This is a genomic window from Streptomyces sp. WAC 06738 (assembly GCF_003945505.1).
Classification (GTDB): Bacteria; Actinomycetota; Actinomycetes; order Streptomycetales; family Streptomycetaceae; genus Streptomyces.
Genome location: NZ_CP029618.1, coordinates 3,422,299 through 3,447,832, shown reverse-complemented (window position 1 = coordinate 3,447,832; position 25,534 = coordinate 3,422,299). Strand labels below are relative to the sequence as shown.

At 74.3% G+C, this 25,534-nt stretch carries 25 protein-coding genes and 1 pseudogene; 17 read left to right on the top strand and 9 right to left on the bottom strand.

The window, feature by feature from the left end; genetic code table 11:
* Nucleotides 1-91 precede the first annotated feature (91 nt).
* The 3 genes from DMB38_RS14775 to DMB38_RS14765 all read left to right on the top strand — a co-directional run bounded on the left by DMB38_RS14775 (nucleotide 92) and on the right by DMB38_RS14765 (nucleotide 1,646).
* Nucleotides 92-514, top strand: coding sequence for a recombinase family protein (locus DMB38_RS14775; protein WP_125935581.1), 423 nt, complete (start codon nucleotides 92-94; stop codon nucleotides 512-514).
* Nucleotides 511-708 carry a hypothetical protein gene (locus DMB38_RS14770; protein ID WP_125935580.1) on the top strand — a complete coding sequence of 66 codons (198 nt, stop codon included), beginning with the start codon at nucleotides 511-513 and terminating at the stop codon, nucleotides 706-708. Before DMB38_RS14775 ends, DMB38_RS14770 begins: the two co-directional genes overlap by 4 nt.
* Nucleotides 709-875: 167 nt before the next feature.
* Nucleotides 876-1,646 carry a hypothetical protein gene (locus DMB38_RS14765; RefSeq protein WP_125935579.1) on the top strand — a complete coding sequence of 257 codons (771 nt, stop codon included), beginning with the start codon at nucleotides 876-878 and terminating at the stop codon, nucleotides 1,644-1,646.
* Nucleotides 1,647-1,654: 8 nt separating this feature from the next.
* Here the strand turns inward: DMB38_RS14765 and DMB38_RS14760 are convergent, their stop codons facing one another.
* The 3 genes from DMB38_RS14760 to DMB38_RS14750 form a co-directional block, all read right to left on the bottom strand.
* Nucleotides 1,655-2,359 (bottom strand): SDR family oxidoreductase, encoded by a 705-nt coding sequence (locus tag DMB38_RS14760; RefSeq protein ID WP_240662237.1) that lies wholly within the window; start codon nucleotides 2,357-2,359, stop codon nucleotides 1,655-1,657.
* Nucleotides 2,360-2,514: 155 nt separating this feature from the next.
* Nucleotides 2,515-2,736, bottom strand: coding sequence for a DUF2277 domain-containing protein (locus DMB38_RS14755; RefSeq protein WP_027773651.1), 222 nt, complete (start codon nucleotides 2,734-2,736; stop codon nucleotides 2,515-2,517).
* A 57-nt stretch (nucleotides 2,737-2,793) separates the two neighbouring features.
* Entirely contained in the window at nucleotides 2,794-4,197 is a 1,404-nt protein-coding gene (locus tag DMB38_RS14750) for a hypothetical protein (RefSeq protein ID WP_125939039.1), read from the bottom strand.
* A gap of 152 nt (nucleotides 4,198-4,349) precedes the next feature.
* On the opposite strand from DMB38_RS14750, the gene DMB38_RS14745 reads away from it, so the two are divergent.
* A complete protein-coding gene (locus DMB38_RS14745) occupies nucleotides 4,350-5,621 on the top strand; it encodes a molybdopterin-dependent oxidoreductase (RefSeq protein WP_125935577.1) in 1,272 nt (423 codons plus the stop codon).
* Nucleotides 5,618-6,181, top strand: a complete 564-nt coding sequence (locus DMB38_RS14740; protein WP_125935576.1) for a hypothetical protein — start codon at nucleotides 5,618-5,620, stop codon at nucleotides 6,179-6,181. Before DMB38_RS14745 ends, DMB38_RS14740 begins: the two co-directional genes overlap by 4 nt.
* Here DMB38_RS14740 and DMB38_RS14735 read toward each other — a convergent pair.
* The 3 genes and pseudogenes from DMB38_RS14735 to DMB38_RS14725 form a co-directional block, all read right to left on the bottom strand.
* Nucleotides 6,069-6,908 (bottom strand): class I SAM-dependent methyltransferase, encoded by an 840-nt coding sequence (locus tag DMB38_RS14735; RefSeq protein WP_125935575.1) that lies wholly within the window; start codon nucleotides 6,906-6,908, stop codon nucleotides 6,069-6,071. The two genes, DMB38_RS14740 and DMB38_RS14735, sit on opposite strands and share 113 nt — an antisense overlap.
* Nucleotides 6,905-7,648, bottom strand: a complete 744-nt coding sequence (locus tag DMB38_RS14730) for a DUF2064 domain-containing protein (RefSeq protein ID WP_125935574.1) — start codon at nucleotides 7,646-7,648, stop codon at nucleotides 6,905-6,907. Before DMB38_RS14730 ends, DMB38_RS14735 begins: the two co-directional genes overlap by 4 nt.
* A 377-nt stretch (nucleotides 7,649-8,025) precedes the next feature.
* Nucleotides 8,026-8,664 (bottom strand): annotated as a pseudogene (locus tag DMB38_RS14725) (glycosyltransferase family 2 protein); the annotation flags it as partial.
* Between the two features lie 124 nt (nucleotides 8,665-8,788).
* Here DMB38_RS14725 and DMB38_RS14720 point away from each other — a divergent pair.
* Nucleotides 8,789-9,616, top strand: coding sequence for a response regulator transcription factor (locus tag DMB38_RS14720; protein ID WP_125935573.1), 828 nt, complete (start codon nucleotides 8,789-8,791; stop codon nucleotides 9,614-9,616).
* The gene (locus tag DMB38_RS14715; RefSeq protein ID WP_125935572.1) at nucleotides 9,613-10,761 is read left to right on the top strand and encodes a HAMP domain-containing sensor histidine kinase; all 1,149 of its coding nucleotides are present in this window, start codon (nucleotides 9,613-9,615) and stop codon (nucleotides 10,759-10,761) included. The genes DMB38_RS14720 and DMB38_RS14715 overlap by 4 nt, the downstream gene beginning before the upstream one ends.
* A 40-nt stretch (nucleotides 10,762-10,801) precedes the next feature.
* On the opposite strand, the gene DMB38_RS14710 is transcribed toward DMB38_RS14715, so the two are convergent.
* Complete coding sequence (locus tag DMB38_RS14710; RefSeq protein WP_125935571.1) at nucleotides 10,802-11,848, bottom strand: NAD-dependent epimerase/dehydratase family protein; 1,047 nt, start codon at nucleotides 11,846-11,848, stop codon at nucleotides 10,802-10,804.
* Nucleotides 11,849-12,003: 155 nt separating this feature from the next.
* On the opposite strand from DMB38_RS14710, the gene DMB38_RS14705 reads away from it, so the two are divergent.
* Nucleotides 12,004-13,413: a family 2B encapsulin nanocompartment shell protein gene (locus tag DMB38_RS14705; protein WP_125935570.1), complete on the top strand. Its 1,410-nt coding sequence runs from the start codon at nucleotides 12,004-12,006 to the stop codon at nucleotides 13,411-13,413.
* Nucleotides 13,414-13,495: 82 nt separating this feature from the next.
* Here the strand turns inward: DMB38_RS14705 and DMB38_RS14700 are convergent, their stop codons facing one another.
* Complete coding sequence (locus DMB38_RS14700) at nucleotides 13,496-15,892, bottom strand: phosphoketolase family protein (protein ID WP_276314959.1); 2,397 nt, start codon at nucleotides 15,890-15,892, stop codon at nucleotides 13,496-13,498.
* A gap of 171 nt (nucleotides 15,893-16,063) precedes the next feature.
* Between DMB38_RS14700 and DMB38_RS14695 the strand changes: the two genes are divergently transcribed.
* Entirely contained in the window at nucleotides 16,064-16,258 is a 195-nt protein-coding gene (locus tag DMB38_RS14695) for a hypothetical protein (RefSeq protein ID WP_027753143.1), read from the top strand.
* A 187-nt stretch (nucleotides 16,259-16,445) separates the two neighbouring features.
* Nucleotides 16,446-16,685: a DUF397 domain-containing protein gene (locus tag DMB38_RS14690; RefSeq protein ID WP_018835984.1), complete on the top strand. Its 240-nt coding sequence runs from the start codon at nucleotides 16,446-16,448 to the stop codon at nucleotides 16,683-16,685.
* A 407-nt stretch (nucleotides 16,686-17,092) separates the two neighbouring features.
* On the opposite strand, the gene DMB38_RS14685 is transcribed toward DMB38_RS14690, so the two are convergent.
* On the bottom strand, nucleotides 17,093-17,581 hold the full coding sequence (locus DMB38_RS14685; RefSeq protein ID WP_125935568.1) for an ATP-binding protein: 489 nt from the start codon (nucleotides 17,579-17,581) through the stop codon (nucleotides 17,093-17,095).
* A gap of 284 nt (nucleotides 17,582-17,865) precedes the next feature.
* On the opposite strand from DMB38_RS14685, the gene DMB38_RS14680 reads away from it, so the two are divergent.
* The 7 genes from DMB38_RS14680 to DMB38_RS14650 all read left to right on the top strand — a co-directional run bounded on the left by DMB38_RS14680 (nucleotide 17,866) and on the right by DMB38_RS14650 (nucleotide 25,532).
* Nucleotides 17,866-18,726, top strand: a complete 861-nt coding sequence (locus DMB38_RS14680) for a helix-turn-helix transcriptional regulator (protein ID WP_125935567.1) — start codon at nucleotides 17,866-17,868, stop codon at nucleotides 18,724-18,726.
* A 91-nt stretch (nucleotides 18,727-18,817) separates the two neighbouring features.
* Nucleotides 18,818-20,275 (top strand): aldehyde dehydrogenase family protein, encoded by a 1,458-nt coding sequence (locus DMB38_RS14675; RefSeq protein WP_125935566.1) that lies wholly within the window; start codon nucleotides 18,818-18,820, stop codon nucleotides 20,273-20,275.
* A 147-nt stretch (nucleotides 20,276-20,422) separates the two neighbouring features.
* Nucleotides 20,423-20,866, top strand: a complete 444-nt coding sequence (locus DMB38_RS14670; protein ID WP_125935565.1) for a CBS domain-containing protein — start codon at nucleotides 20,423-20,425, stop codon at nucleotides 20,864-20,866.
* A 189-nt stretch (nucleotides 20,867-21,055) separates the two neighbouring features.
* Nucleotides 21,056-21,673, top strand: a complete 618-nt coding sequence (locus tag DMB38_RS14665) for a PadR family transcriptional regulator (RefSeq protein WP_125935564.1) — start codon at nucleotides 21,056-21,058, stop codon at nucleotides 21,671-21,673.
* Nucleotides 21,674-21,753: 80 nt separating this feature from the next.
* Entirely contained in the window at nucleotides 21,754-22,812 is a 1,059-nt protein-coding gene (locus tag DMB38_RS14660) for an ATP-binding cassette domain-containing protein (RefSeq protein WP_125935563.1), read from the top strand.
* Entirely contained in the window at nucleotides 22,809-23,648 is an 840-nt protein-coding gene (locus DMB38_RS14655; RefSeq protein ID WP_125935562.1) for an ABC transporter permease, read from the top strand. The genes DMB38_RS14660 and DMB38_RS14655 overlap by 4 nt, the downstream gene beginning before the upstream one ends.
* Nucleotides 23,649-23,873: 225 nt before the next feature.
* Nucleotides 23,874-25,532, top strand: a complete 1,659-nt coding sequence (locus tag DMB38_RS14650; protein WP_125935561.1) for a threonine/serine exporter family protein — start codon at nucleotides 23,874-23,876, stop codon at nucleotides 25,530-25,532.
* The last annotated feature ends 2 nt before the right edge of the window (nucleotides 25,533-25,534 follow it).

Here is a 25,534-nt window from a genome sequence, read left to right as displayed (position 1 = left end):
CGGGCCTCCTCCTGCCGGACTGCCATGGTGACCACACCAGCGGCGCTTCTACGGTCGGTGACGATCTGATCACCGACGACAGGTGAGCGTCATGGACACCCCTGCCCCGGGCACAGCCGCCCGGCCCACACTCGCGTTTCTCTACGACCGGCACGCCACCCTGGCCACCGCCGCTCTGGACGAGCGCATAGCGCGATGCCGCCGGTACGCCGGCGAGCGGGGGTGGGTGGTTGCCGGGGAGTGGGTCGATCGGGGGGATCATGCGCTGACGAACTGGCCGCGGCCGCAGTGGGACGCGATGACCTACGCCATGCGGCAGGCCGCCGCCCGCTCCGTGTGCCTGGTCGACTCGTGGGACCGGATCAGCCGGGACCGGGAGGGCAGCGCCATTCTGCGGCTCGGAGTCCACCAGGCCGGTGGGTACTGCATGACCACCGGTGGCGAGGACGACCGCGAACCCGGCCGCGGGCGGATCACCGTGACCGCGCCGCTGCCGCGGAGGGCGCGGCCGTGAGCGACGGGCCGTGGGCGCGGATGGCGGAGCCGGTGCAACTGCCCGACGCGTGGCCGCTCGTGGAGCCCGAGCCCGTCGCCGGATGCGGGCGGTGTGCCGAGTTGGCCGCGGGGCGGACGGCGGCCCGCGCGTCGGGGGACCTGTCCGCCGTCAGTGACGCCAACGTCCTCCTCCGCCGACACCCCGGGCACTGAACTCCCGCCCCTTGGTCCCCGGTACTCGCGCCAGGGGGCGGGCCCCCGGCCCGTACCGCCCGGGACCGGCCCCGGACATGCGGCGGTACGCTGCGCGCCATGGTCAGCGTCAGCCGGCCCGACATCTGCCCGGCCGCCGCCACGGCGCCGGGCGTGGGGGCGTAGAGGTGGTCCGCGAGCACAAGGACGGCGGGCCGACGCTGACGTTCGACGAGCCTCTTCCGAGTCCGGGGGCAGAGCCGGCCGTGTCCACCCTCGGCCGGCTCGTGCACGGCATCCGGCGCCTCTGGCCGCTGATCCGGCCTCTCAGTGCGGAGGCCATCATCGGCTGCCTCGACCGCGAGGTCGGCTATCCGGACATCGAGGTCAGACCGCAGCGCCCGCACTGGTTCATCCACGAGCGCGCGGCGGCCCGGCCCACCGACCGGCAGGGACTCGACGTCCTCGACCCCTGGCACGTCGACCCGGTCGTCGAGCCGGTCCCGGAGCTCTCCGCCGAGGTGATCGAGTCCTGGCTGGAACGTGCGCAGGCGCAGGCTTCTCCCGCGCCCGGCACCCACGACGTCGGCTGGACGGACCTGTGGTTCAACGCCACGCGCGCCTTGGTCCCCGGCCCGTACGCACCGGATGCGACCGCACATGTCGCCCTGCATGCCGCCGAGGTCCGCGCGGTCGCGAACGTGCCCCTCCGGTGGCGGGAGGGAACCGCCTGGGTCGCCGGGCCGACCCGCGAGATGCGGCAGTTCGGAGCGCGCGCGCCGATCACGCTGCACGCCTCGAACTACGGCCTGGTGGAACTGGCGGTCTCCGCGAACTGGTCACTGTGGAGCGAGGACGGATCGCCGGGACGCACGGCGCTGATCGACGTCGCCCGCGACCTCGTCGCCGACGGGTGGTGCGTCACCTACGGCACGGAGTTCTTTCACGAACTCGCGTAGCCGGGACGTCACCGCGTGGTGAAGGCTCCGCCGTTGACGTGAATGGTCTGGCCGGTGAGGTGCCGTGCGCCCGGGGAGGCAAGGAAGTACGCCGTCTCGGCGATGTCCTCGACTGTGCCGGGGCGTTTGTCGTGTGTCTCCTGCACGAGCGCGTCGTGGCGTTCGTCGGTCATCCGGCCCTGGAAGAAGTTGGTGCCGGCGATATAGCCCGCGGAGATGACATTGCTTGTCACGCCGTGCGGGCCGAGTTCCCTGGAGAGGGCGGCGTTCCAGGCGGCCAGTGCCGCTTTCGCCGCACCGTACGAGCCGCCCCGGCGCTCTGCGCCGATCGAGCCGATGCTGATCACGGAGCTGCCCGAGGTGAGCTTGTCCCGCACCGCGGTGGTGGTCAGGACCGCGCCGAGCAGGTTCTGGGCCAGGCTGGAGTGCCACTGGGCCAGGACCGCCTCCAGGGCGGGTACGCCCTCGGGCGCCGCCTGGGGCAGGCCGCCGGCCGCGTTGACCAGGACGTCCAGTTCGCCGAACCCGGCGGCGAGTGCCGCGACCTGCCCGGGATCGGTCGCATCGCACGTCACGCCGTGCACGCCCAGCTCTTCGGCGGCCCGTGCGACGGTGTCGGGATGGCGTCCGGTGAGGAAGACCCGGTCCTGGTCGGCGGCGAACCGTGCGGCGATGGCGCGGCCGATGCCGCTGGTGCCTCCGGTGACAAGCACGGTGCGCGGGCTACGGGCGGTGCGGGCCAAGGATCCTCCTCACTGGTACGTGATGATCGACGCCCGGCGGGCGGACGTCGGGCGGTCGGGCGGCGGTGCGGCAGGCGCAGGCAGGGCAGGAGCACGCAACCGGGCCTTCCGCGGCCGGCTGACGGCTACGCCGCCCCCTTGCCGCCCCGGACGACGAGCGAGTCCAGGAGCTCCTGCGTCGACGCGGCGATCTCCTCCACCGCCTTGTCGAACGCCTCGGCGTTGTGCGGCGCGGGGTGGCGGAATCCGGAGATCTTCCGTACGTACTGCAGCGCCGCGGCCCGCATGTCGTCGTCCGTGACGGTGTCGGCGTACGGGGGGCGCAGGGTCTTGATGCTTCGGCACATATGTACGACGGTACGCCGTACCACTGACATCCGGACGGGGGTGGGAAGGGCGGAGGGCTACCAGCTCGTGACCAGCAGATGGTTCACCACCAGCGCCACCGCCGCCTGCGCCGTCAGCCACGCCCGGTGGTCGCGGGCCGGGAGCAGGGCGGCGGCCGGCAGCAGCCAGAGCGTGAACGGCAGCCAGATCCGCTCCGTCTCCGCCTTGCTGAGACCGGAGAGATCGGCCGCCACGAGGCAGGCGAGCCCGGCGACCGCCATGACCGCCAGGGCGTACGCCGAGGAGCGCCCGGCGCCGCGCCGCCAGGCGGTGCGTACCGCGCGGCGCGTGCCCGCCACCGCCGCCAGGCCCGCGCTGAGCGCCGCGACCGCCAGGTTCGCCCACACCCAGTAGCCGTACGGGCGCTCTCCGCCGAAGCCCTGGTAGTAGCGCTCGTGCAGCAGGTCGTACCCCTCCCACCACCAGAAGCCCGCCGCCGTGAACGCCACCGCGACCGGCAGCGCGCCCGCCGCCGCCCATCCCGCCGTCCGCAGCACCGCGCCCCGCCGCCCGCCGCGGGCGGCGTACGCCAGCACCGCCGCCACCGGCAGCACCAGCAGGGTCAGCCCGTACGAGAGGTACAGCGCCCACCCCAGCAGCAGCCCCGCGCCCGCCGCCGCCACCGCCGGGCGCCGGGCCGTCCCCGTCGCCGCGAGCGCCAGCAGCGCCAGGCCCCACGCGGCCACGGCCGCGAAGTAGCCGTCCGCCGACACCCCGGCCCAGACCGCCCACGGCCCCAGCACCAGGAACGGCGCCGCGCGCCGCGTACGCTCCTCGCCGCCCAGCGTCCGCAGCGCCACCAGCACCGCGACCGCCGCGGACCCGCCCGCCGTGATGCAGAAGACCGCCGCCCACGCCCCGCCGCCCAGCCCCGCCCGGTCCAGGCCGACGAAGGTGAGGATCGCGGCGGGCGGGTGCCCGGCGATGTGCGCGGGCCAGTTGCCGGGGGTCTGGATGAGGATGTGGTCGGTGAAGGTCCGTACGGCGTGCCCCAGGTCGGCGAAGCGGGCGACGGTCTCCGGCCGGGCGTACTCGTTCGGCGCCGTGAGCTGGTCCGCGACCCCCTCCTGCCAGCCGTCGACCAGCGCCAGCGACCAGATCCACGCCATGCCCGCCGCCCAGGTGGCCAGCAGCAGCCGCCGCCACGGGAGCCGGTCGGCGAGCGGCGGCCCGTACGCGACGACGGCGGCGGCCACGGCGAGCGCCGCGGGGGTGCCGGGCCCGTAGTGCGGCAGCCAGACGGCGGACAGGGGCGGGAAGCGTACGTGGAGGATGTCGTAGCCGTTGAGGGCCCGCCCGATGACCACGGCCGCGGCGATCGCCGCGGCGGCGAGGACGGCGGCGAGGAGGTCCCAGCGGCGCCCTGCGGCGGGGACGGCGGCGGCGGTCCCGGCCCCCGTCCCGGCGCCGGGGGCGGGCACGGCTCCTGCGGCGGGCGGCCGGATGGGCGAGGAGGTCACGCCGTCACGCTAGGCAGCCGCGGGGCACCCGCGCCGGGAACGCGCGGCGACGTCACGCTTTCGTCAGGAGTCGGTGCGGTGATACGGGCGTATCCGCGGCCTACGGTCGGTCCATGCCCGCCGTACGCCCGCCGGCCCCCCGCCCCGGCACCGCCCCGGGGGCCGCCGTGCCCCCGCCAGGACCGTTCCGCCCCGCCTTCTGGCGCAGCCCGCTGCGCGGCCCGTGGTTCACCGCGCTCCTCGGCACGGTCCTCCTCGCCGGGCTGCCCCTCATGCTGCTCACCGGCTTCCTGTCGTACGCCGCCTACAACCCCGGCCTCCCCGGCAACGACACCACCCCCGGCAAGGGCCTCCTCGGCTTCTACCTCTTCTCCTGGCCCACGGACCCGCACTGGCTCTACCGCCTCAACCAGGGCGTCCACGTCACCCTCGGCGTCGCCCTCGTCCCCGTCCTGCTGGCGAAGCTCTGGTCCGTCCTGCCGCGGCTCTTCGCCTGGCCGCCAGTGCGCTCCGCCCGGCACGCGCTGGAGCGCGGCTCGACGCTGCTGCTCGTGGGCAGCGGGCTCTTCGAGTTCGCGACCGGCATCCTCAACATGCAGCTCTTCTACGTCTTCCCCGGCTCCTTCTACACCCTCCACTTCTACGGCGCCTGGGTGTTCCTCGGCGCCCTCGCCGTCCACCTCGCCACCCGCGTCGGCAAGCTCCGCCGCGGGCTGCACGACCGCGGCATGGACGAGCTGCGGGCCACGGAACCCGCGCCGCCGACGATCTCGCGGCGCGGGGCCGCGGCGCTGGTGGGCGCCGGGTCGCTGGGCCTGGTCGCGGTCACCGCGGGGCAGAGCATCGGCGGCCCGCTGCGCCGCACCGCGCTGCTCGCCCCGCACGGCGGCGCGGACCCGGGTGAGGGGCCGAACGGCTTCCAGATCAACAAGACCGCCGCGGACCTCGGCATCGACCCCGCCGACATCGGCGGGCGCTGGCGCCTGGTCGTACGCGCCGGGGACGGCCGCCCCACGGTGCTCACCCGGGCGGACCTGCTGGCGCTGCCGCAGCACACGGCGGCGCTGCCGATCGCGTGCGTGGAGGGCTGGTCGACGGACGACCAACTGTGGCGCGGGGTCCGGCTCGCGGACCTGGCCGCGCTGGCGGGCGCGGGGGAGGGGGACGGGGTGTTCGCGGAGTCGGCGCAGCAGAAGGGGGCGTTCCGCGCGGCGTCGCTCCGGGCCAACCAGGTACGCGATCCGCGGTCGTTGCTGGCGCTCCACGTCAACGGCGCGCCGCTGTCCCGCGATCACGGGTACCCGGCGCGGATCATCGTCCCGGCGAACCCGGGGGTGCACAACACGAAGTGGGTCACGAGGCTGACGTTCGGGGAGCTGCCGTGAGCGCGGGCGGCCGGCCGGAAAACGGAACGGGCGGGCCGGGCGGCACGGGCGGACCGGGCGGGTCGCGTACGGCACGGGCCGCCCCCGGGCCCGTACGCCGTCTGCTCGCGCCCGGGCCGCTCCCCACCCTCGCCCTCCTCCTCGCCTCCTTCGCGCTCACCGGCTACGCCGGCGTCCGCCTCTTCGGCAAGGACCCCTTCGGCGTCGCCCTGTGGCTGGCGGGTGCGGCGGTGCTGCACGACCTGGCGCTGCTGCCCCTGTACTCCCTCGCCGACCGCGGCGCCCAGCGTGTCCTGGGCCCGCGGCTGGTGAACTACGTGCGCTTCCCCGCCGCCGTCTCCGGGCTGCTGCTCCTCGTCTACTTCCCGCTCATCACCCGCCAGGTGGGCCGCTACGAGACCGTCACCGCGCTGCCCGCCGACGCCTTCCTGTACCGCTGGCTGCTCATCACCGCCGCGCTGTTCGCGGCGTCGGCCCTGGTGCTCGCAGCGCGGCGAACCGCCGCCCGCCCGCCGTCCAGCGGTCCTCCTCCCGCCAGCGGCCCGCCGCCGCGTACCTGAGCAGGGCGGGCAGCCCGACCCGGGCCCAGGGGAAGGGGGCGCGCTCGGGGCGGCGGCCCGCGGCGGCGTGAGGGGTGCCGCCGGTGCCGGGGGTGCCGGGGGTTCCGTCCGTGACATGGACGTGCACGCGCTCGTCCACGTCGTCGTCCGCGGCGACCTCAACGACCAGCCGCCCGCGCGGGCGCAGCAGCGCGGCGGCGCGGGCGAGGAGCGCGGCGGGGTCGCCGCCGATGCCGACGTTGCCGTCGACGAGCAGCGCGGTGCCCCAGCGGCCCTCGCCGGGCAGCGGCTCGAACACCGACCGGCGCAGCGCGGCGGCGCCCCGCGACCGGGCGTGCGCGACGGCCTCGGAGCTGACGTCGACGCCGAGCGCGGGCCGCCCCAGCGCGGCCAGCGCGGCGACGAGGCGGCCGGGCCCGCAGCCGATGTCCAGCACGGGCCCGGTGCACCGCCGCAGCACGGTCACGTCACCCCCGTCGGGCACCCCGCACCACCGCTCCACGTCGAGCGGCAGCAGCCACCCGTCGCGCCGCCGGAGGAAGAGCGGCCCGGCGCCGCTGCGCAGGGCACGGGCGTAGGGATCGGCGCGGTCCCAGGCGTCGTCGGTGACGTCGAGGCGGGGCGGGGGAGCCGCGGGGTGGGGCAGGGGCCGGCGGGCGCCGGGGCGGGAGGCCGCGGGGCCCGGCGGGGCGGGGTCGGGTGAGTGGCGGGGTGGGGGCGAGGTCATCCGGCGGCTCGGTCGAGTGCCGCACGGTCCGCCGCCGCGGGGTGCAACGCGGCGCCGTCCGGTGCCGCGGCGCCCGGTGCGGTGGCCGCACGGGCCGCGCGGGTCCAGGCGTCCAGGCGGTGGGCCGTGGCGGCGAAGCGGCTGCCCGGGGCGGAGGCTTCGGCGACCGGCGGGACGTCCGCCGGGGTGTCCACGTCGCGGAGCGGCGGCAACTCCCGTACGCGCAGCCCCGCCTCGCGCAGCCGCCGATGCTGCGCCGCACCCGTGTGCGGCGTCGACATCGGTACGCCCCGCAGCAGTTCCGGGTCCGGCCGGGCCAGCCCCAGCGCCCAGAAGCCGCCGTCCTGCGCCGGGCCGAGGCAGGCGTCGCAGGCCGACCAGGCGTCCCCGGCGAGGGCGGGCGCCAGCAGGGCGGCGGTGAGTTGGGGGGTGTCCATGCCGACGAGCAGCGCGGGGCCCGTACAGCCGCCGAACGCGGCGGCCAGCCGCTCGTCGAGCCCGCCGGTGACCTGCGGTACGACGGTGAAGCCGGGCGGCAGCCAGTCCCCGGGAGCGCCGTCGAGGACGAGCACGCGGCGCCGGACGGGCAGGTCCCGTACGACGGCGAGGGTGTCGGCGAGCGCGGCTTCCGCGAGCCGGGCGGCTTCGGCGGGCGTGTACGCGGGGGTGAGCCGGGTCTTGACCCGGCCGGGGCGCGGCTCCTTCGCGATGACGAGTACGGTGACGCCCCCGCTGCTCACCGCGCGCCCCCCGCACCCCGGTCACCCGCGGCGACACCGCCGCCGGAACGACGTACCGTCCCGCCCGCCCCGGACGCCCGGGTACCGGCGCCGTCGCTCTCCGGACGGCCGGAACCCGACCGGGATCCCGCCCCGGCACCGGAGCCCGCACCCGACCCCGCGGCTACGCCCGCACGCGCGCTTGCGCCGCCGCCACCCGCGCTCTCACCCGGCCCCGTCCCGGCAGCAGTCGTTCCCCCGGTTCCCCCACCCGCCTCCGGACGCACGCCCGCACCGGCTCCGGCCACCGCCTCCGGCCCGGCCGTGCCCCCGTGACCTCCCGGCGCCGTCCGCAGGACATCCGGTGCGGACCGCAGGTCGCGCCGCAGGTCGCCCCGGAGGACGCCGCTCATGTCGTGGACCGCCTGCCAGGTCCCCCGCCACGTCCCCGTCACCTTCGACTTCCCCGTCCGCGGCGCGTACGGCACCGGCAGCTCCGCGATCCGCCACCCCGCGTCCGCGGCCCGTACCACCGTCTCCAGCGGGTACCCGCTGCGCCGGTCGGCCACCCCGAGATCCAGCAGCGCCGCCCGCCGGGCGGCCCGCATCGGGCCCAGGTCGTGCAGCCGTACCCCCGTGCGGCGGTACAGCATGAGGCCCAGCGCCGCGTTGCCCGCCCGCGCGTGCAGGGGCCACGCACCGCGCGCGGTCGGGCGGCGGCGGCCGAGGACGAGGTCCGCCGTGCCGGCCGTGATGCGGTCGGTGAGCAGGGGCAGCAGGCCGGGGTCCAGCGAGCCGTCGCAGTCGCAGAAGCAGACCAGTTCGGCCGTGGCCGCCGCGAGGCCCGCCGCGCAGGCGGCGCCGAAGCCGCGCCGCGGCTCGTGCACGACGGTGGCGCCGAGCGCGCGGGCGAGGTCGCCCGAGCCGTCCGTGGAGCCGTTGTCGACCACGATCGCGCGCCAGCCGGCGGGGATCCGGGCCAGCACCCGGGGCAGCGCCCCGGCTTCGTCCAGACAGGGGAGTACGACGTCGGTCATGGCCACCACCCTACGAGCGCAAAAGCCGCATAGCGGACGAGCGGTTCTTACGAATCACGGACGTCGCCCGCCGCCATCCGTTCGGCCCCCGCCCACCGTCGCCCGGCCGTGCCACGCTGGCGCCATGGACCTCGTCCCGCCCGCCAGGACCCGGCCGCCGGACGGCCCGGCCCGCGTACTCGTCGTCGACGACGACCCCACCGTCGCCGAGGTCGTCGCCGGCTACCTCGACCGCGCCGGCTACGCCGTCGAGCGCGTCGAGGACGGCCCGCAGGCGCTGGCCGCCGCCGCCTCCGCGCGCCCCGACCTCGTCGTGCTCGACCTGATGCTGCCCGGCATGGACGGCCTGGAGGTCTGCGCGAAGCTGCGCGCCGCCGGCCCCGTACCGGTGATCATGCTCACCGCCCGCGGCGACGAGGACGACCGCATCCTCGGCCTCGAACTCGGCGCCGACGACTACGTCACCAAGCCCTTCAGCCCGCGCGAACTGGTGCTGCGCGTGGAGTCCGTGCTCCGCCGCAGCCGCGCCGCGGCACCCCGCGGCGGCGAACTGAGCGGCGCCGGGCTCACCGTGGACCCCGCGGCGCGCCGGGCCGCCAAGCACGGGGCCGAGCTGGCGCTGACCCTGAGGGAGTTCGACCTGCTCGCGCACTTCCTCCGGCACCCGGGGCGGGTGTTCGGGCGGGAGGAGCTGATGCGGGAGGTGTGGGGCTGGGAGTTCGGCGACCTGTCGACGGTCACCGTGCACGTACGGCGGCTGCGCGGCAAGGTCGAGGACGACCCGGCCAGACCCCGGCTGATCACCACGGTCTGGGGCGTCGGGTACCGCTTCGACGCCGCGGTACGGGACGGGGCGTACGACGGCGAGAAGCCCCCGGAGCCCGGCTCCGGCCCCGCCGCCCGCACCGCCACCGCCCCCGAGAACGGCACCGAGGGGGGCGGCCGTCCGTGAACGACATCCTCCTCATGGCCGCCTTCGCGTTCCTCGGCGCAGCCGTCGCCGGCCTCCTCGGCGCCGTCGCCCTGCGCCTGCTGCGCAACCGCTCCCTCGTCGTCTCCGTCTCCGTCGTCGCCGCGACCGCCGTCACAGCGATGCTGCTGGGCACCCTCGCCGTCGCCCGCGAGATGTTCCTCTCCGGGCACGACCTCACCGTCGTCAGCATCGTCTGCCTCATGGCCGCCGTCGTCTCCCTCGCCACCGCCGTCCTCCTCGGCCGCTGGGTCGTCGCCCGCAGCAACGCGCTGGCCGCCGCGACCCGTTCGTTCGGCCACGCCTTCGACGCGGGCGGCTCCTTCGCGCCCCCCGCGGGCGGCGCGACCGCCGAACTGGCCGCGCTCAGCCGGGAACTGGCGGCGACCGCCGAGCGGCTGGCGCAGTCCCGGCAGCGGGAGCGGGCGCTGGACGCCTCCCGGCGCGAACTGGTCGCGTGGATCTCGCACGATCTGCGGACGCCCCTGGCCGGGCTGCGCGCCATGGCGGAGGCGCTGGAGGACGGCATGGCCGCCGACCCGGGCCGCTACCACCGGCAGATCCGCGCCGAGACCGAGCGCCTCGACGCCATGGTCGGCGACCTCTTCGAACTCTCCCGCATCCACGCGGGCGCCCTCGCGCTCACGCCCACCCGGATGTCGGTCCACGACCTCGTCGGCGACGCGCTCGCGGGCGCGGATCCGCTGGCGCGCGAGCGCGGCGTACGGCTCGTCGGCGAGCCGCCGGAGCCGGCGGCGGCGGTGCCGGTGGAGGTCGACGGCAAGGAGATGACCCGGGTGCTGGGCAACCTCCTCGTCAACGCCATCCGCCGCACCCCCGCGGACGGCACGGTCGCGGTCACCGTCGCGGTACGGGAGCGGGAGGGCGCGGCGGTCGTCGTCTCGGTCACCGACCAGTGCGGCGGGATCCCGGAGGAGGACCTGGCGCGGGTCTTCGACACGGGGTGGCGGGGCAACCACGCCCGCACTCCGGTGCCGCCCGCGGGCGCCGGGCTGGGCCTTGCGATCGTGCGCGGGATCGTCGAGGCGCACCGCGGGCGGGCGGAGGTGCGCAACGTGCCGGGCGGCTGCCGCTTCGAGGTCACCCTGCCCGCGGCCACCGGCTGACGATCCGCGGTCGCCCGCCCCGCGGCCGGCGGCGGATGCCTCAGGTCGCCGCTCCCAGCGGGGACTTCGCGAACTCCGTCACGCCCTCCGCGAACCCCACCGCCGGCCGCCACCCCAGCTCCGCCCGCAGCCGCGCCGAGTCCGCCGTGATGTGCCGTACGTCCCCCAGCCGGTATTCGCCCGTGACCCGCGGCGCGGGACCGCCGTACGCCGCGGCCAGCGCCGTCGCCAGCTCGCCGACGGTGTGCACGTCCCCGCTGCCCGCGTTGTACGCCGTGAGCATCCCCGCCGCCGCGCCGTCCCCGTACACCGCCTCCAGCGCCCGGACGTTGGCCTCCGCGACGTCCCGTACGTGGACGAAGTCCCGCCGCTGCGCCCCGTCCTCGTAGACCCGCGGCGCCTCGCCGCGCGCCAGCGCGGAGCGGAAGAAGGAGGCGACGCCCGCGTACGGGGTGTCGCGGGGCATCCCGGGGCCGTAGACGTTGTGGTAGCGCAGCGACACCGCACGCGCGCCCGTGACGCGCGCCCACACGCCCGCGACGTGTTCCTGCGCCAGCTTCGTCGCCGCGTACACGCTCCGCGGGTCCACGGGCGCGTCCTCCGCCACCAGGCCCGGCGCCAACTCCGCGCCGCAGCGCGGGCACCGCGGCTCGAAGCGCCCGCCCGCGAGGTCCGCCGCCGCCCGCGGCCGCGGCCGTACGGGGCCGTGCGCGGCGCAGTCGTAGCGCCCCTCCCCGTACACGACCATCGACCCCGCCAGCACCAGGCGCCGCACTCCCGCGTCGGCCATGGCGGCGAGGAGCACGGCGGTGCCGAGGTCGTTGACGCCGACGTACGCGGGCGCGTCGGCGAAGTCCTCGGTGAGGCCGACCATCGCCGCCTGGTGGCAGACGGCGTCCACGCCGGCGAGGGCCGCCGCGACGGCGTCGCGGTCCCGCACGTCGCCCCGGTGGTACGCGTCGCACGTACGACCGGGCGGCCCTTCGTCCCGTACGTCCAGCACCACCGTCTCGTGCCCCCGCTCGGCGAGGGCGGAGACCACGTGCGATCCGATGAACCCGGCGCCGCCGGTGACGAGTACGCGCATGCCGCGAGCCTAGGGTCGCCGGTGGCGGCGGGCGGCTCCTGCCACGCCCACCGTCATACTCCGGTAAGAGCCAGCCCTATCCAGGAATCAAGACAGATATTCCTACTCTTTCGAGCGATTGCTGCCGCTTTGCGCCGAAGCCTAGCTTCGGTGGCATGACGACCTCGCCAGAAGAAACGTCCGCGTCCGTCGAACTCCCCGCCCGGCTCAGCCTCGACACCGCCGCCGCGCGGAACCTCACGACCACCACCAAGACGCCCCCGCAGATGCAGGGGATCTCCTCCCGATGGCTGCTCAAGGCGCTGCCGTGGACGGAGGTCAAGGGTGGTGCGTACCGGGTGAACCGGCGCCTCACCCACACGCTCGGCGACGGACAGGTCGAGTTCACCTCGGTCGGCGACGAGGTGCGCGTCATCCCGCAGGAGCTGCGCGAGCTGCCGCAGTTGCGCGCGTACGAGGACGAGGAGGTGCTGTCGGCGCTGGCCGACCGGTTCGAGCAGCGGGAGGTCGCGCCGGGGGACGCGGTCGTGTCCGCGGGGTCGGCGGCGGACCAGGTGGTGCTGGTCGCGCACGGGCGGCTGGAGCGGATCGGCACCGGGAAGTACGGGGACGAGACCGTCCTCGGCGTCCTCGCCGACGGCGACTACGTCGGCGGGGAGGTGCTCCTGGAGGCCGACGGGACCTGGCCGTTCACCGTGCGGGCCCAGACCCGCGGCACGGTGCTGGTCCTCGCCCGCTCCGCGCTCGACGATCTGCTGACGCAGGCGGCGGGGCTGCGCGAGCATCTGGCGGCGTTCGGCGCGATCCCGCAGCAGCGGCAGAACAGCAAGGGCGAGGCCGAGATCGAGCTGGCCTCCGGCCACCACGGCGAGGCGGAGCTGCCGGGCACGTTCGTGGACTACGAGCTGACGCCCAGGGAGTACGAGCTGGAGGTCGCGCAGACCGTGCTGCGCGTCCACAGCCGCGTCGCCGATCTCTACAACGACCCGATGAACCAGGTCGAGCAGCAACTGAGGCTGACCGTCGAGGCGCTGCGCGAGCGCCAGGAGCACGAGCTGATCAACAACCGCTCGTTCGGCCTGCTGCACAACGCCGACCTCAAGCAGCGCATCCACCCCCGCTCGGGCCCGCCCACGCCCGACGACCTGGACGAGCTGATCTCCCGCCGCCGGCAGACGCACGTACTGCTGGCGCACCCGCGGGCGATCGCGGCCATCGGCCGGGAGTGGAACAAGCGGGGCATCTACCCGCCGCGCACGGAGTACCTGGGCAGTGAGGTCAACAACTGGCGCGGCATCCCGCTGCTGCCCTGCAACAAGATCCCGGTCACCCAGGAGGGGACCAGCTCGGTGATCGCGATGCGGCTCGGCGAGGCGGACCAGGGCGTGGTGGGGCTGCACCAGACGGGGCTGCCGGACGAGATCCGCCCGGGGATGAACGTCCGGTTCATGGGGATCAGCGACAAGGCGATCATCTCGTACCTGGTGAGCGCCTACTTCTCCGCGGCGGTGCTCGTCCCCGACGCGCTCGGCATCCTGGAGGACGTGCAGATCGGCGCCGGCTGACCGGGGCGCGACGGCTCCCGGCCGGTCCGGCGGAAAGCGCCGCCCCGGCCGGGAGCCGCCTCAGGGACCGCTACGGCCCGGCTCAGCCCGGCCAGGTCCAGTCCGCCACCTCCGGCAGGTCCGTGCCGTGCTCGCGGATCCAGGTGTGGTGCCTGCCGCGTACGTCCGCCATCCGCTGCCGCACCGCCGCCGCCCGCACCGCCAGGCCGGGGACGCGGTCGACGACGTCCATCACCAGCCGGTAGCGGTCGAGGTCGTTGCGTACGACCATGTCGAAGGGCGTGGTCGTGGTGCCCATCTCCTTGTAGCCGCGGACGTGGAACTGGTCGTGTCCCGCGTGCCGGTAGGCCAGCCGGTGGATCAGCCACGGATAGCCGTGGTACGCGAAGATGACCGGGGTGTCGCGGGTGAACACCGAGTCGAACTCCCGGTCCGTCATCCCGTGCGGATGGTCCTCGTGCGGCATCAGCCGGGCGATGTCGACGACGTTGACGACCCGTACCGCCACCTCCGGCAGATGCTCGCGCAGCAGCGCCGCCGCGGCCAGCACCTCCTGCGTCGGCACGTCCCCGGCGCACGCCAGCACCACGTCCGGCGCCTCGCCGGGGCGTTCGGTGCCGGCCCACTCCCAGATGCCGACGCCGCGCAGGCAGTGCGCGCGGGCCTGCTCCAGCGTCAGCCAGTCGAACGACGGCTGCTTGCCGGCGACGACGACGTTGACGACGTCGCGGGTGCGCAGCACGTGGTCGGCCACGCACAGCAGGGTGTTGGCGTCCGGCGGCAGGTAGACCCGTACGACGCCGGGGCTCTTGTTGAGGATGTGGTCGACGAAGCCGGGGTCCTGGTGGCTGAAGCCGTTGTGGTCCTGCCGCCAGACGTGCGAGGTGAGCAGGTAGTTGAGCCCGGCGACCGGCGCCCGCCAGGGCTCCTCGTGCGCGGTCTGGATCCACTTGATGTGCTGCGCGGCCATGCTCGCGACGATGTGCGCGAACGCCTCGTACGACGAGAACAGCCCGTGCCTGCCGGTGAGGACGTACCCCTCCAGCCAGCCCTGGCACAGGTGCTCGGAGAGCACCTCCATGACCCGGCCGTGCGGCCCGTGGTGCTCGTCGGTCCGCTCCGTCTCCGCCTGCCACGCCCGGTCCGTGACCTCGAACAGCTCCTGGAGCCTGTTGGACGCGGTCTCGTCCGGGCCGAAGACGCGGAAGTCGCGGCGCTCCGCGGTGTCCGCCATCACCTGCCGCAGCATGGCGCCGAGCACCCGGGTCGGCTCGTGCATCCGGCCGCCGGGCCGGTCGACGGCGACGGCGTACGTCTCGGGCCCCGGCAGCGGCAGCGCGCGCAGCAGCCGGCCGCCGTTGGCGTGCGGGTTGGCGCCGAGGCGGCGGTCGCCGTGCGGCACGCAGGCGAGCACTTGCGGGCGCGGCCGGCCGTCGGCGCCGAAGAGCTTCTCCGGTTCGTAACTGCGCAGCCACCGCTCCAGCTCCGCCAGGTGCTCGGGGTTCTCGCGCACCTCGGGCAGCGGCACCTGGTGGGAGCGCCAGGTGCCCTCGACGGGGGTGCCGTCGACGTCCTCGGGTCCGGTCCAGCCCTTGGGGGTGCGCAGCACGATCGCCGGCCAGCGGGGGCGCCCGCGCAGCCCGCCGCGGGCGCGGGCGGCCTGCTGGAACTCGGCGATCCGGTCGAGGGCCGTGTCCATCGCGTCGGCCATGTCGCGATGGACGCGCGTGGGGTCATCCCCGCTCACGTGCAGGGGCTCGTGGCCGTAGCCGCGCAGCAGCTCGTCCAGCTCGCGTTCCGGGATGCGGGAGAGCACGGTAGGGCCGGCGATCTTGTAGCCGTTGAGGTGCAGGATGGGCAGCACGGCGCCGTCGTACGCGGGGTCGAGGAACTTGTTCGCGTGCCACGACCCGGCGAGCGGCCCGGTCTCCGCCTCGCCGTCGCCGATGACGCAGGCGGCGACGAGCCCGGGGTTGTCGAAGGCGGCGCCGTAGGCGTGCGCGAGGGAGTAGCCCAGTTCGCCGCCCTCGTGGAAGGAACCGGGGATCACGGGCGCGACGTGGCTCGGCGTCCCGCCGGGGAAGGAGAACTGCCGGAAGAGCCGCGCCATCCCGGCGGCGTCGCGCGAGACGTCGGGGTGCACCTCGCCGTACGAGCCGTCGAGCCACGCGCCGGCGTAGACCGCGGGGCCGCCGTGTCCCGGGCCCCAGACGCAGACGGCGTCGAGGTCGCGGGCGCCGATGACGCGGTTGAGGTGGGTGTAGACGAGGTTGAGGCCCGGGCAGGTGCCCCAGTGGCCGAGCAGCCGCGGCTTGATGTCGGCGGGCGTCAGCGGCTCGGTGAGCAGCGGGTTGCGGGTGAGGTAGATCTGACCCGCGGCCATGTAGTTGAGGGCGCGCCAGTGGGCGTCGAGGTCGGCCAGCTCCTGCTTCTTCATCGTCGTCCCATCGACGAAGGGGGCGGTGGGCGGTACGGCCAAGTCTTACGGCCCGGGGGCGCGCCCACCACCCGGCGGCGCGCGACGCGCGCCCGCCCGCCCCGGACGGGCCCGCTATCACCCGGATGGCGGGCACGGCTCGCACGGAACGGGGGGTACAGGTGGGACAGACTGCCACGTATGTGGACGGCGAACCCGGGGACCGGTGATCAGATGGCCGTGTCGGTGTCGGTCGTGCTGCTGCTCTTGGTGCTGGCCGTGGTGTTTCTGCGCAGCGGTTCCCTGAAGACCTCGCACGCGGTGGTCTGCGTGCTCCTCGGCTTCTATCTCTCCGGCACCACCGTGGCCCCCACGATCCAGTCCGGTCTGGAGGCCACGGCGAACGTGGTGAGCAGCATCCGGCCGTGAATGTGGCCGCGCCGGGAACTATTCGGTACCGCCTTGTGCGTTGAACCCCCCGGGGGATGACCTTGGTGGGTGCCTGATCGGAATCAAGCGCGCACGCTGTGTGCACGTGCATTTGCGCGTGCACCTAGCCGCCAACACAGCTATGATCCCCGACAGTTGACACTGGCAACCACCTTGGAGAAGCGCTGTGGCCCACGCATACAACGGCATTGCGGCCAGAGATCTTCACGGCGCCGCCTGGCAGAAGAGCCGGCACAGCAACTCGCAGGGTTCCTGTGTGGAGTTCGCCAGGCTTCCCGGCGGCGAGATAGCCGTTCGCAATTCCCGATTTCCCGAAGGACCCGCCCTCGTCTACACCCGTGCCGAGGTAGAGGCGATGCTGCTGGGCGTCAAGGACGGAGAGTTCGACCATCTCATAGTTGACTGACACCCCCCTATTCCCGGCTGCACCGCCCGCTTCCGCCATCGGCGGCTAGCGCCGCGGCCGGCTGTCATCCGGATCCCGGCTGAGATATCGCCCACGTAGGCGTTGATCGCGGCACGTCCGTCGATCCGCACGGAATGCGATCGCTTCCTTTCCGTCCGCGAACGGTCCAGGAGCGAGAATCACACCCGGTATCCAGGGCACGGCGAACACCCGCCGCCGCACGGCGGTTCCGTCTCCGGCACGCCCGTAGGTCCACCCGATCCCCGGCGGGGCCCCGCCGCGCCGCAGCGCGCCGCTTCCGTCCGTACCCGGGGCCCGGGAGCGGGCAGGGGCGGCAGCGGGTACGGGGGCGGGTGGCGTACGGGGAGTCCGGCTGCGGGCAGGGCTGTGGGCCGGGCTACGGGCCGTCAGCCCGCCGCCGGCGACGGCAGGTGGAACACGGCCCACACGACCTTGCCGCGCAGCGAGCCGTCCAGCGGGTGCCAGCCCCAGCCGTCGCTGAAGGAGTCGACCAGATAGAGCCCGCGCCCCGACTCGGCGCCCACGTCGGCCACCCCGGCCACCGGACTCGCGGTGCTCGGGTCGCGTACGGCGCACACCAGCCGGGACGCCCAGCGCATCAGGTGCAGCCGCACCGCCGGGTCCTGCCCTTCGCAGCCGGTGAGGGCGTGCCGGAGCGCGTTGGTGACCAGCTCGGAGACGACCAGGGCGACGTCGTCGCTGAGGTCGCTCAGCTCCCAGTGCCGCAACGTGGTGTGCGTAAAGGCGCGCGCGCCGCTCACTGACTCGTGGCTGCCGGATATCGCACAGGAGGCCGCACCGTCGACGGCGCCGGAGTCCAGCGGGGGCAGCCCTCGCCATAAGGGCGCGAGCACGGCTGCTGCTTCGGTCCCCATGCGCGGCACTCCCCAGTCGCGTGCGTGTCTGTCGTCACCGTGCGGATGCCCATGGTTCCGAATGACTTTGGCAGATGCAAGGGCAGATGCACGTGCACGCGCGAGGAATGTCTGGCAACTTACCGGTTCATGGGGATTGCCCGGCAAGATTTTCTCGGTTGGGTAACCGTTCGGGCACGCAATGATACGGAGTGGTGGCAGTATGGGCCGGTGGCGCCGGGGGCGCGCTTGTAGTGCCATGTCCTTTGTAAGTGCCATGTCGCCGAGGTGGGTGGAGGGCTCCGATGGCCGTGGACGGATCAAGCGGATCGGTCGTGCGCCGTATCCTGCTGGGCTCCCAGCTCAGACGGTTGCGGGAAGAACAGGGGATCTCGCGCGACGCCGCCGGATACGCGATCAGGGCCTCGGAATCCAAGATCAGCCGGATGGAGCTGGGCCGGGTGAGTTTCAAGAGCCGAGACGTGGAGGACCTGCTCACGCTGTACGGCGTGACCGATCAGACCGAGCGCGACGCCCTCGTCGGCCTCGTCAGCGAGGCGAACACCGCCGGGTGGTGGCACAGCTACAGCGACGTCCTGCCGGGCTGGTTCCCCACCTATGTGGGACTGGAGTCGGCCGCCGCCGGTATCGACGTGTACGAGGTCCAGTTCGTACACGGCCTGCTGCAGACCGAGGACTACGCGCACGCAGTCGTGACCGCCGGGCTGCCCATCTCGCCCGCCGAGGCGGACAAGCGCGTGGGCGCCCGGCTGGAGCGGCAGAAGCGGCTCTACGCCGAGCACCCCGCCCAGCTCAGGGCGGTGCTCGACGAGGCCGCGCTCAGCCGCCCGTACGGCGGCCGGCAGGTGATGCGCAAGCAGTTGCAGCACCTGCTCGACGCCTCCGAGATGCCGAACGTGTCGCTGCGGATCATCCCGCTGGCGCAGCACGGCCACACCCCCGACTCCGGCGCCTTCACGATCCTGAGCTTCCCGGAGGAGGACCTCTCCGACGTCGTGTACGTGGAGCATCTGACGAGCGCCCTCTACCTGGACAAGCCGGAGGACGTCGCGACGTACACGAAGGCCATGGACCTGCTGCGCGTCGCCGCCCAAGACGAGTCGGAATCAAGGGAGTTGCTGCACAGGCTCATCCGGGAGGTGTAGCGGGGGCGCTTTCGCGCACCAGTACGATGGCGGGTCAGCGGTCACAGCCGTGCCCGCCGTCCGCTGTGCGCAGGGGGGTGCAGCCTCGCTCATGTCTCTCTTCTCCGACCTGGCCCTGCAGTACATCGACGGCAAGTGGTGCCCAGGCGCGGGCTCGTGGGACGTCATCGATCTCGACCCGTACACCGGCGAGCAGCTCGCGGCGGTCACCGTCGCGACCGCCGCCGAGGTGGACGCCGCGTACCGCGCGGCGGAGCGGGCGCAGCGGCCCTGGGCGGAGCGCTCGCCGTACGAGCGGCGGCCGGTCTTCGAACGCGCGCTGCGGCTGGTGGAGGAGCGCGAGGAGGAGATCACCCGCGCGATCGTGGCGGAGCTGGGCGGCACCCGGCTGAAGGCCGCGTTCGAGATCGCCCTCACCAAGGACGTGCTGCGCGAGTCCGTGTCGTACGCGCTGCGCGCCGAGGGCCGGGTGCTGCCGTCGCCGACGCCCGGCAAGGAGAACCGCGTCTACCGGCTGCCCGTGGGCGTCGTCGGCGTCATCGGCTCGTACGACTTCCCGCTCTTCCTGGCCGCGAAGTCCGTGGCGCCCGCGCTCGCGCTCGGCAACGCCGTGGTGCTCAAGCCGCACGACTACTCGCCCGTCGTCGGCGGCACGTTGCTCGCCTGGCTGCTCCAGGACGCCGGGCTGCCGCCCGGGCTGCTGAACGTCGTCATCACCGACACCTCCGAGATCGGCGACGCCTTCCTCGAGCACCCGGTGCCGCGCGTGCTCTCCTTCACCGGCTCCACCGAGTCCGGCCGGCACGTCGCGGGCGTCGCCGCCCGGCACTTCAAGCGCACGGTGCTGGAGATGAGCGGCAACTCGGCCCTCGTCGTGCTCGACGACGCCGACGTCGACTACGCGGTGGACGCCGCCGTCTTCAGCCGCTTCGCCCACCAGGGGCAGGTCTGCATGGCGGCCAACCGGGTGCTGGTGGACCGGGCGCTGCTGCCGGAGTTCGCGGAGAAGTTCGTCGCCAAGGCCGCCGCGCTGAAGACCGGCGACCCGTCGGACCCCGCGACCCAGCTCGGCCCGCTCATCGGTGCCCGCGAGGCGGCCGACCTCGCCGCCCGGGTCGACGCGGCGCTCGCCGCCGGCGCCACCGCGCTGCTGCGCGGGCGCACGGAGGGCACGCTCGTGGAGCCCACGGTGCTCACCGGGCTGCCGGCGGACAGCGAGCTGCTGCGGCGGGAGTTCTACGGTCCCGTCGCGTTCCTGCTGCCGTTCACGGGCGAGGACGAGGCGGTACGGATCGTCAACGACACCCCGTTCGGGCTGAGCGGCGCGGTGCACACCCGGGACCTGGAGCGGGGCGTACGGCTGGCGGGGCGGATCGACTCGGGGATGGTGCACGTCAACGACGGCACGATCCACGACGAGCCGCTGGTGCCGTTCGGCGGCGAGAAGTGCTCGGGGCTGGGGCGGCTGAACGGCGAGTCGACGGTCGACGCCTTCACCACGCTGAAGTGGATCTCCGTACAGCACGGCCGGACGCACTTCCCCTTCTGAGCGCCCGTACGGCCTCCTGCGCGCGACCGTCACCCGTTCGGCGGAGCCCATGTCGCTCACCCGGACGGGGGCCCGGAACATGGCGGTGACGGTACCCCTTCCGTACCCCCTCCGGATCTCAGGACTCACGAACAGGAGCCCACCGCCATGACCGCTCCCACCACCGCACGGACCGCCCGCGACCTCATGCACGAAGGCGCCGAGTGCATCGACTCGACCGAGTCCGTCGCCACCGCCGCCGCGAAGATGCGCTCCATGGACGTCGGCTGCCTGCCCGTGTGCGGCCAGGACGGCAAGCTCGCAGGCATGATCACCGACCGCGACATCGTCGTGGAGTGCGTCGCCAGAGGCCGCGACCTGACCACCTGTATGACCGGTGAGCTGGCGGAGGGCCGCCCGGTCTACATCGAGGCCGGCGCCCCGGTCGACGAGGTGCTGCGCACGATGGAGCAGCACCAGGTCCGCCGCCTCCCGGTCATCGAGGAGCACCGGCTCGTCGGCATGATCAGCGAGGCGGACCTGAGCAGGGCCCTGTCGGACGAGCAGATGGCGGCCTTCTGCCGCAGCGTGTACGCGGGCGGCCACCACTGACCCGTACCGCCACCGGACCGGCGCAGGGCCGGGCTCCCGCGCGGGGAGCCCGGCCCTTCGTCGTGCGCCCCTGCGCACCGCGGCGCGTCCGGCACTCGTGCCGTTCTTCGCGCGGGCCGCTCTCACCGTGCTAGTCAAGGTTGACTACGCTGGGAGGTCACACTTCTCCGCGGAAGGCAAGGGGTCCATTTGTCCGCGACTCGCCTCCTGGTCCTGGGGGCCGTCCGCCGGCACGGCCGGGCGCACGGCTATCAGGTCCGGGCCGACCTGGAGTACTGGGGCGCCCATGAGTGGTCCAACGTCAAGCCGGGGTCGATCTACCACGCGCTCAAGCAGATGGCCAAGCAGGGTCTGCTGATCGCCCACGAGGTGGCGCCCAGCACGGCCGGCGGCCCGCCGCGCACCGAGTACGAGATGACGGCCGAGGGCGACTCCGAGTACTTCCGGCTGCTGCGCGAGGCGCTGCGCCGGCACGACGAGAAGATCGACTTCCTCACGGCGGGCGTCGGCTTCCTCGTCGACCTGCCGCGCGCCGAGGCCATTTCGCTGCTCAAGGAGCGCGTCGCGGCGATGGAGGAGTGGCGCGGCGCGGTGCTCCAGCACTACTCGCCCCAGGACGGCGAGGACTACGGCCACATCGGCGAGATCATGCGGCTCTGGCTGCACACCGCCGAGGCGGGCGCCGAGTGGACCCGCGCCCTGATCGCGCGGCTGGAGGGCGGCGCGTACGTGATGGCCGGCGAGGGCGATCCGTGGGCCGGGGTGGCGACGAGCCCGGAGGGGCCGGCCGCCCGGGACCCCCATTAATCAAGTTTGACTAATGGTCGGGCCGTGGGTACCTTCGCCCCGGTGGTCAAACTTGACTACCCGAGGAGCGGAGGAGGCGTATGACGGCGATCCTCGCCGAAGGACTGCGCAAGACCTACGGGAAGAAGGGCGCCGCCAAAGCGGCGCTCGCGGGCCTGGACCTCGCGGTCCCCGCGGGCACGGTGCACGCCGTGCTCGGCCCGAACGGCGCGGGCAAGACCACGGCCGTACGGATCCTGGCCACCCTGCTGCGCCCCGACGGCGGCACCGTGCGCGTCGCGGGACACGACCCCGTACGGGAGCCGGACGAGGTCCGCTACCGCATCGGGCTGCTCGGGCAGCACGCCGCCGTCGACGAGGTGCTCAGCGGCCGGCAGAACCTGGAGCTGTTCGGCCGGCTCTACCACCTCGGCCGGGCCGGCGCCCGGCGGCGGGCGGCGGAGCTGCTGGCGCGCTTCGGCCTCGACGGCACCGGGGAGAAGCCGGTCGGGCAGTACAGCGGCGGCATGCGGCGCCGGCTCGACCTGGCCGCGAGCCTCCTCATGCGGCCGCAGGTGCTCTTCCTGGACGAGCCGACGACGGGCCTCGACCCCCGCGGCCGTACGGAGGTGTGGCAGGCGGTCCGCTCGCTCGTCGGCGACGGCACCACCGTGCTGCTCACCACCCAGTACCTGGAGGAGGCCGACCAGCTCGCCGACCGGGTCTCGGTCGTGGACCACGGCCGGGCCGTCGCCGAGGGCACGGCCGACGAGCTGAAGGCCCGGCTCGGCGGGGACCGCATCGACGTCGTCGTACGGGACGCGGACCGGCTCACCGCCGCCGCGGCCGTCATCGGCATGGCCGCCCGCGCCGAGGAGGACGACATCGAGGTCGACGCGGACGCCCGGCGGATCAGCGCACCGGTCGCCGACCGGATGGCGGCGCTGGCCGAGACCGTGGCGGGGCTGGGCGCGGCGGGGGTGGCGGCGGAGGACGTGTCGCTGCGCCGGCCGACGCTGGACGAGGTCTTCCTCCACCTCACCGGCCGCAGGCCGGAGCAGGACCGGGAGCCGGACGAGGACCGGGAGCCGGGCCGGGACCGGGCGGACGGCGCCGCCGCCGGCCCGGCGGGCACCGTAGCGGAAGGGAGCACCGTATGACCGCCACCACCCCCCTCGCCGTCCCGCCGCCCGCCCGCACCGCGGGCGCGCGGCTGAAGTGGGCGGTCGCGGACGGGCTGACGATGACCGGCCGCGGCCTCGCGCACTGGGCCCGCCGGCCGGCCCTGGTCGCCGTGAACCTGGCCTTCCCGGTGATGATGCTGGTGGTCTTCACCTACCTGCTCGGCGGCGGCATGGCCGTCGGCGGCGGCGGCAGCTACCGCGAGTACCTGGTGCCCGGCATGTTCGCCCTCTCCATGTCCTTCGGGCTGGAGGCCACGATGGTCTCCCTCACCTCCGACCTCGGCAAGGGCGTCGTCGACCGCTTCCGGACCATGCCGATGGCCCCGTCCGCGGTCCTCGTCGGCCGCGCGCTCACCGACATGGCCGAGTCCGCCGCCGGCCTTGCCGTGATGGCCGGCGCGGGGCTCGCGGTCGGCTGGCGCTGGCACGGTACGTGGGCGGAGGCGCTGGCCGCGTTCGGGCTGCTGCTGCTCCTGCGGTTCGCGATGCTGTGGGCCGGGATCTTCCTCGGTCTGGTGGCGGGCAGGCCGGAGATGGTGCAGGCCGTGCAGATCCTGGTGTGGCCGGTGGCGTTCCTGTCCAGCGCGTTCACCTCGCCGGAGACGATGCCGGGCTGGCTGGGCGCCGTCGCGGAGTGGAACCCGATGTCGGCGACGGCGGGCGCGATCCGCGAGCTCTTCGGCAACCCCGGCTGGACCGGCGGCTCGTGGGCGGCGCAGCACCCGGTGCTGCTGGCGGTGGTGTGGCCGCTGGTGCTGCTCGCGGTCTTCTTCCCGCTGGCGGTGCGGAGGTACCGGGGCCTGGGGCGCTGAGGGCGCGTACGAGCGGGTGGCGGGTGGCGCCCGCGGGCGTGGGCGACGGCGCTCTCGCCGCGGGTGGCGCCCCCGCTGCACACCAGTGGCGCCCCGTTCGTACGACTTGATCCGATGTGCCGCCGTGCCTCCGTACCCTTCCGACCCCCGGGGGCGTTCTTCATGCGGCCGACTTATGCTCGCGGGCGTAAACCTTTCGGCACGTCCGCGGGGGGTGATGGTCCAGTGGGTCAGGAGCCCGAACCGGATAACGGTGAAGAGAAGCCGCAGTCCGACGAGGCGCACAGCGCGTTCACGCCGCCCTTCGGCGTGCCCCTCCCCCCGCCGCCCGAAGACGGGCAGACGACCTCGGAGTTCGCCCTGCCGGCGGGCGTCGGCGAGCACGCGGCCGAGGACCACGGCAACGGCCACTCCGGCTTCCGGCCCCCGAGCGGCGGCCCCGCGGCCGCCGCCGGGGTCGCCCCGCCACCCCCACCCGCTACGGGTCCTCTGTCGCGATCCACGCCGTGGCAGGACCGGATGCGTGTCATGCTCCGTACGCCCATGACGGAACGCCCCACGCCCGAACGGACGCTGTCGCCCACCGAGGAGACCGCGCTGCCGGTCCCTCGCGTCCTCGACCTCACCCTGCGCATCGGCGAACTGCTGCTCGCCGGCGGCGAGGGCGCGGAGGACGTCGAGGCCGCGATGTTCGCCATCGCCCACGCCTTCGGCCTGGACCGCTGCGAGCCGACGGTCACGTTCACCCTCCTGACGGTCACGTACCAGCCGTCCCTGGTCGACGATCCGGTGACGCTCAGCCGCACGGTGCGCCGCCGCGGCACGGACTACAACCGGCTCTCTGCCGTCTACCGCCTCGTCGACGCCATCGTGGACGAGGCGGCTGCTGTGAGCCTGGAGGAGGCGTACCGCGGCCTGGCCGAGATCCGGCGCAACCGGCACCCGTATTCCAAGTGGGCCCTCACCGTCGCCAGCGGCGGCCTGTCGGGCGCGGCGGCGACGCTGGTGGGCGGCGGGCCGCTGGTGTTCTGCGCGGCGGCGATCGGCGCCATGCTCGGCGACCGGCTCGCGTGGCTGGCGGCGGGGCGCGGGCTGCCGGAGTTCTACCAGTTCGTGGCCGCCGCGATGGCCCCCGCGGCGGTCGGCGTCACGCTCAACATCGCCGCCGTCGAGGCCCAGTCCTCCGCCGTCATCACCGGCGGTCTCTTCGCGCTGATCCCCGGACGGGCCCTGGTCGCGGCCGTCCAGGACGGGCTGACCGGCTACTACATCACCGCCTCCGCCCGCCTGCTCGAAGTCCTCTACCTCGTCGTCGGCATCGTCGTCGGGGTCCTGATCGTGCTCTACGTGGGCGTCCAGCTCGGCGCCGAGCTGAGCCCGGACGCCGCGCTGCACCGCCAGGAGCGGCCGATCGTCTCGCTGCTCGCGGCGATGCTGCTGACGCTGGCCTTCGCGGTCCTGCTCCAGCAGGAGCGTTCCACCGTGATCGTCGTGACCCTCAACGGGGGCGTCGCCTGGCTGATCTACGCGGTCATCGCCCACCAGGCGAACAAATCGGCGGTGCTGGCCACCGCGCTGGCCGCGGGCCTCGTCGGGCTCTTCGGCCAGCTCTTCTCGCGCTACCGGTTCATCTCCGCGCTCCCGTACGTCACGGCCGCCATCGGCCCGCTGCTGCCGGGCAGCGCCACGTACTTCGGCCTGCTGGGCTTCGCCCAGGACAACCTGAACGCGGGCGCGCGCTCGCTGCTGACCGCCGCCGCGCTGGCGCTGGCGATCGCGATCGGGGTGAACCTGGGCAGCGAGATGGCCCGCCTCTTCATGAAACGCCCGGGCGAGAAAACGGCCCCCGCCCGCCGAGGCGTCAAACGCACCAGAGGCTTTTAGGA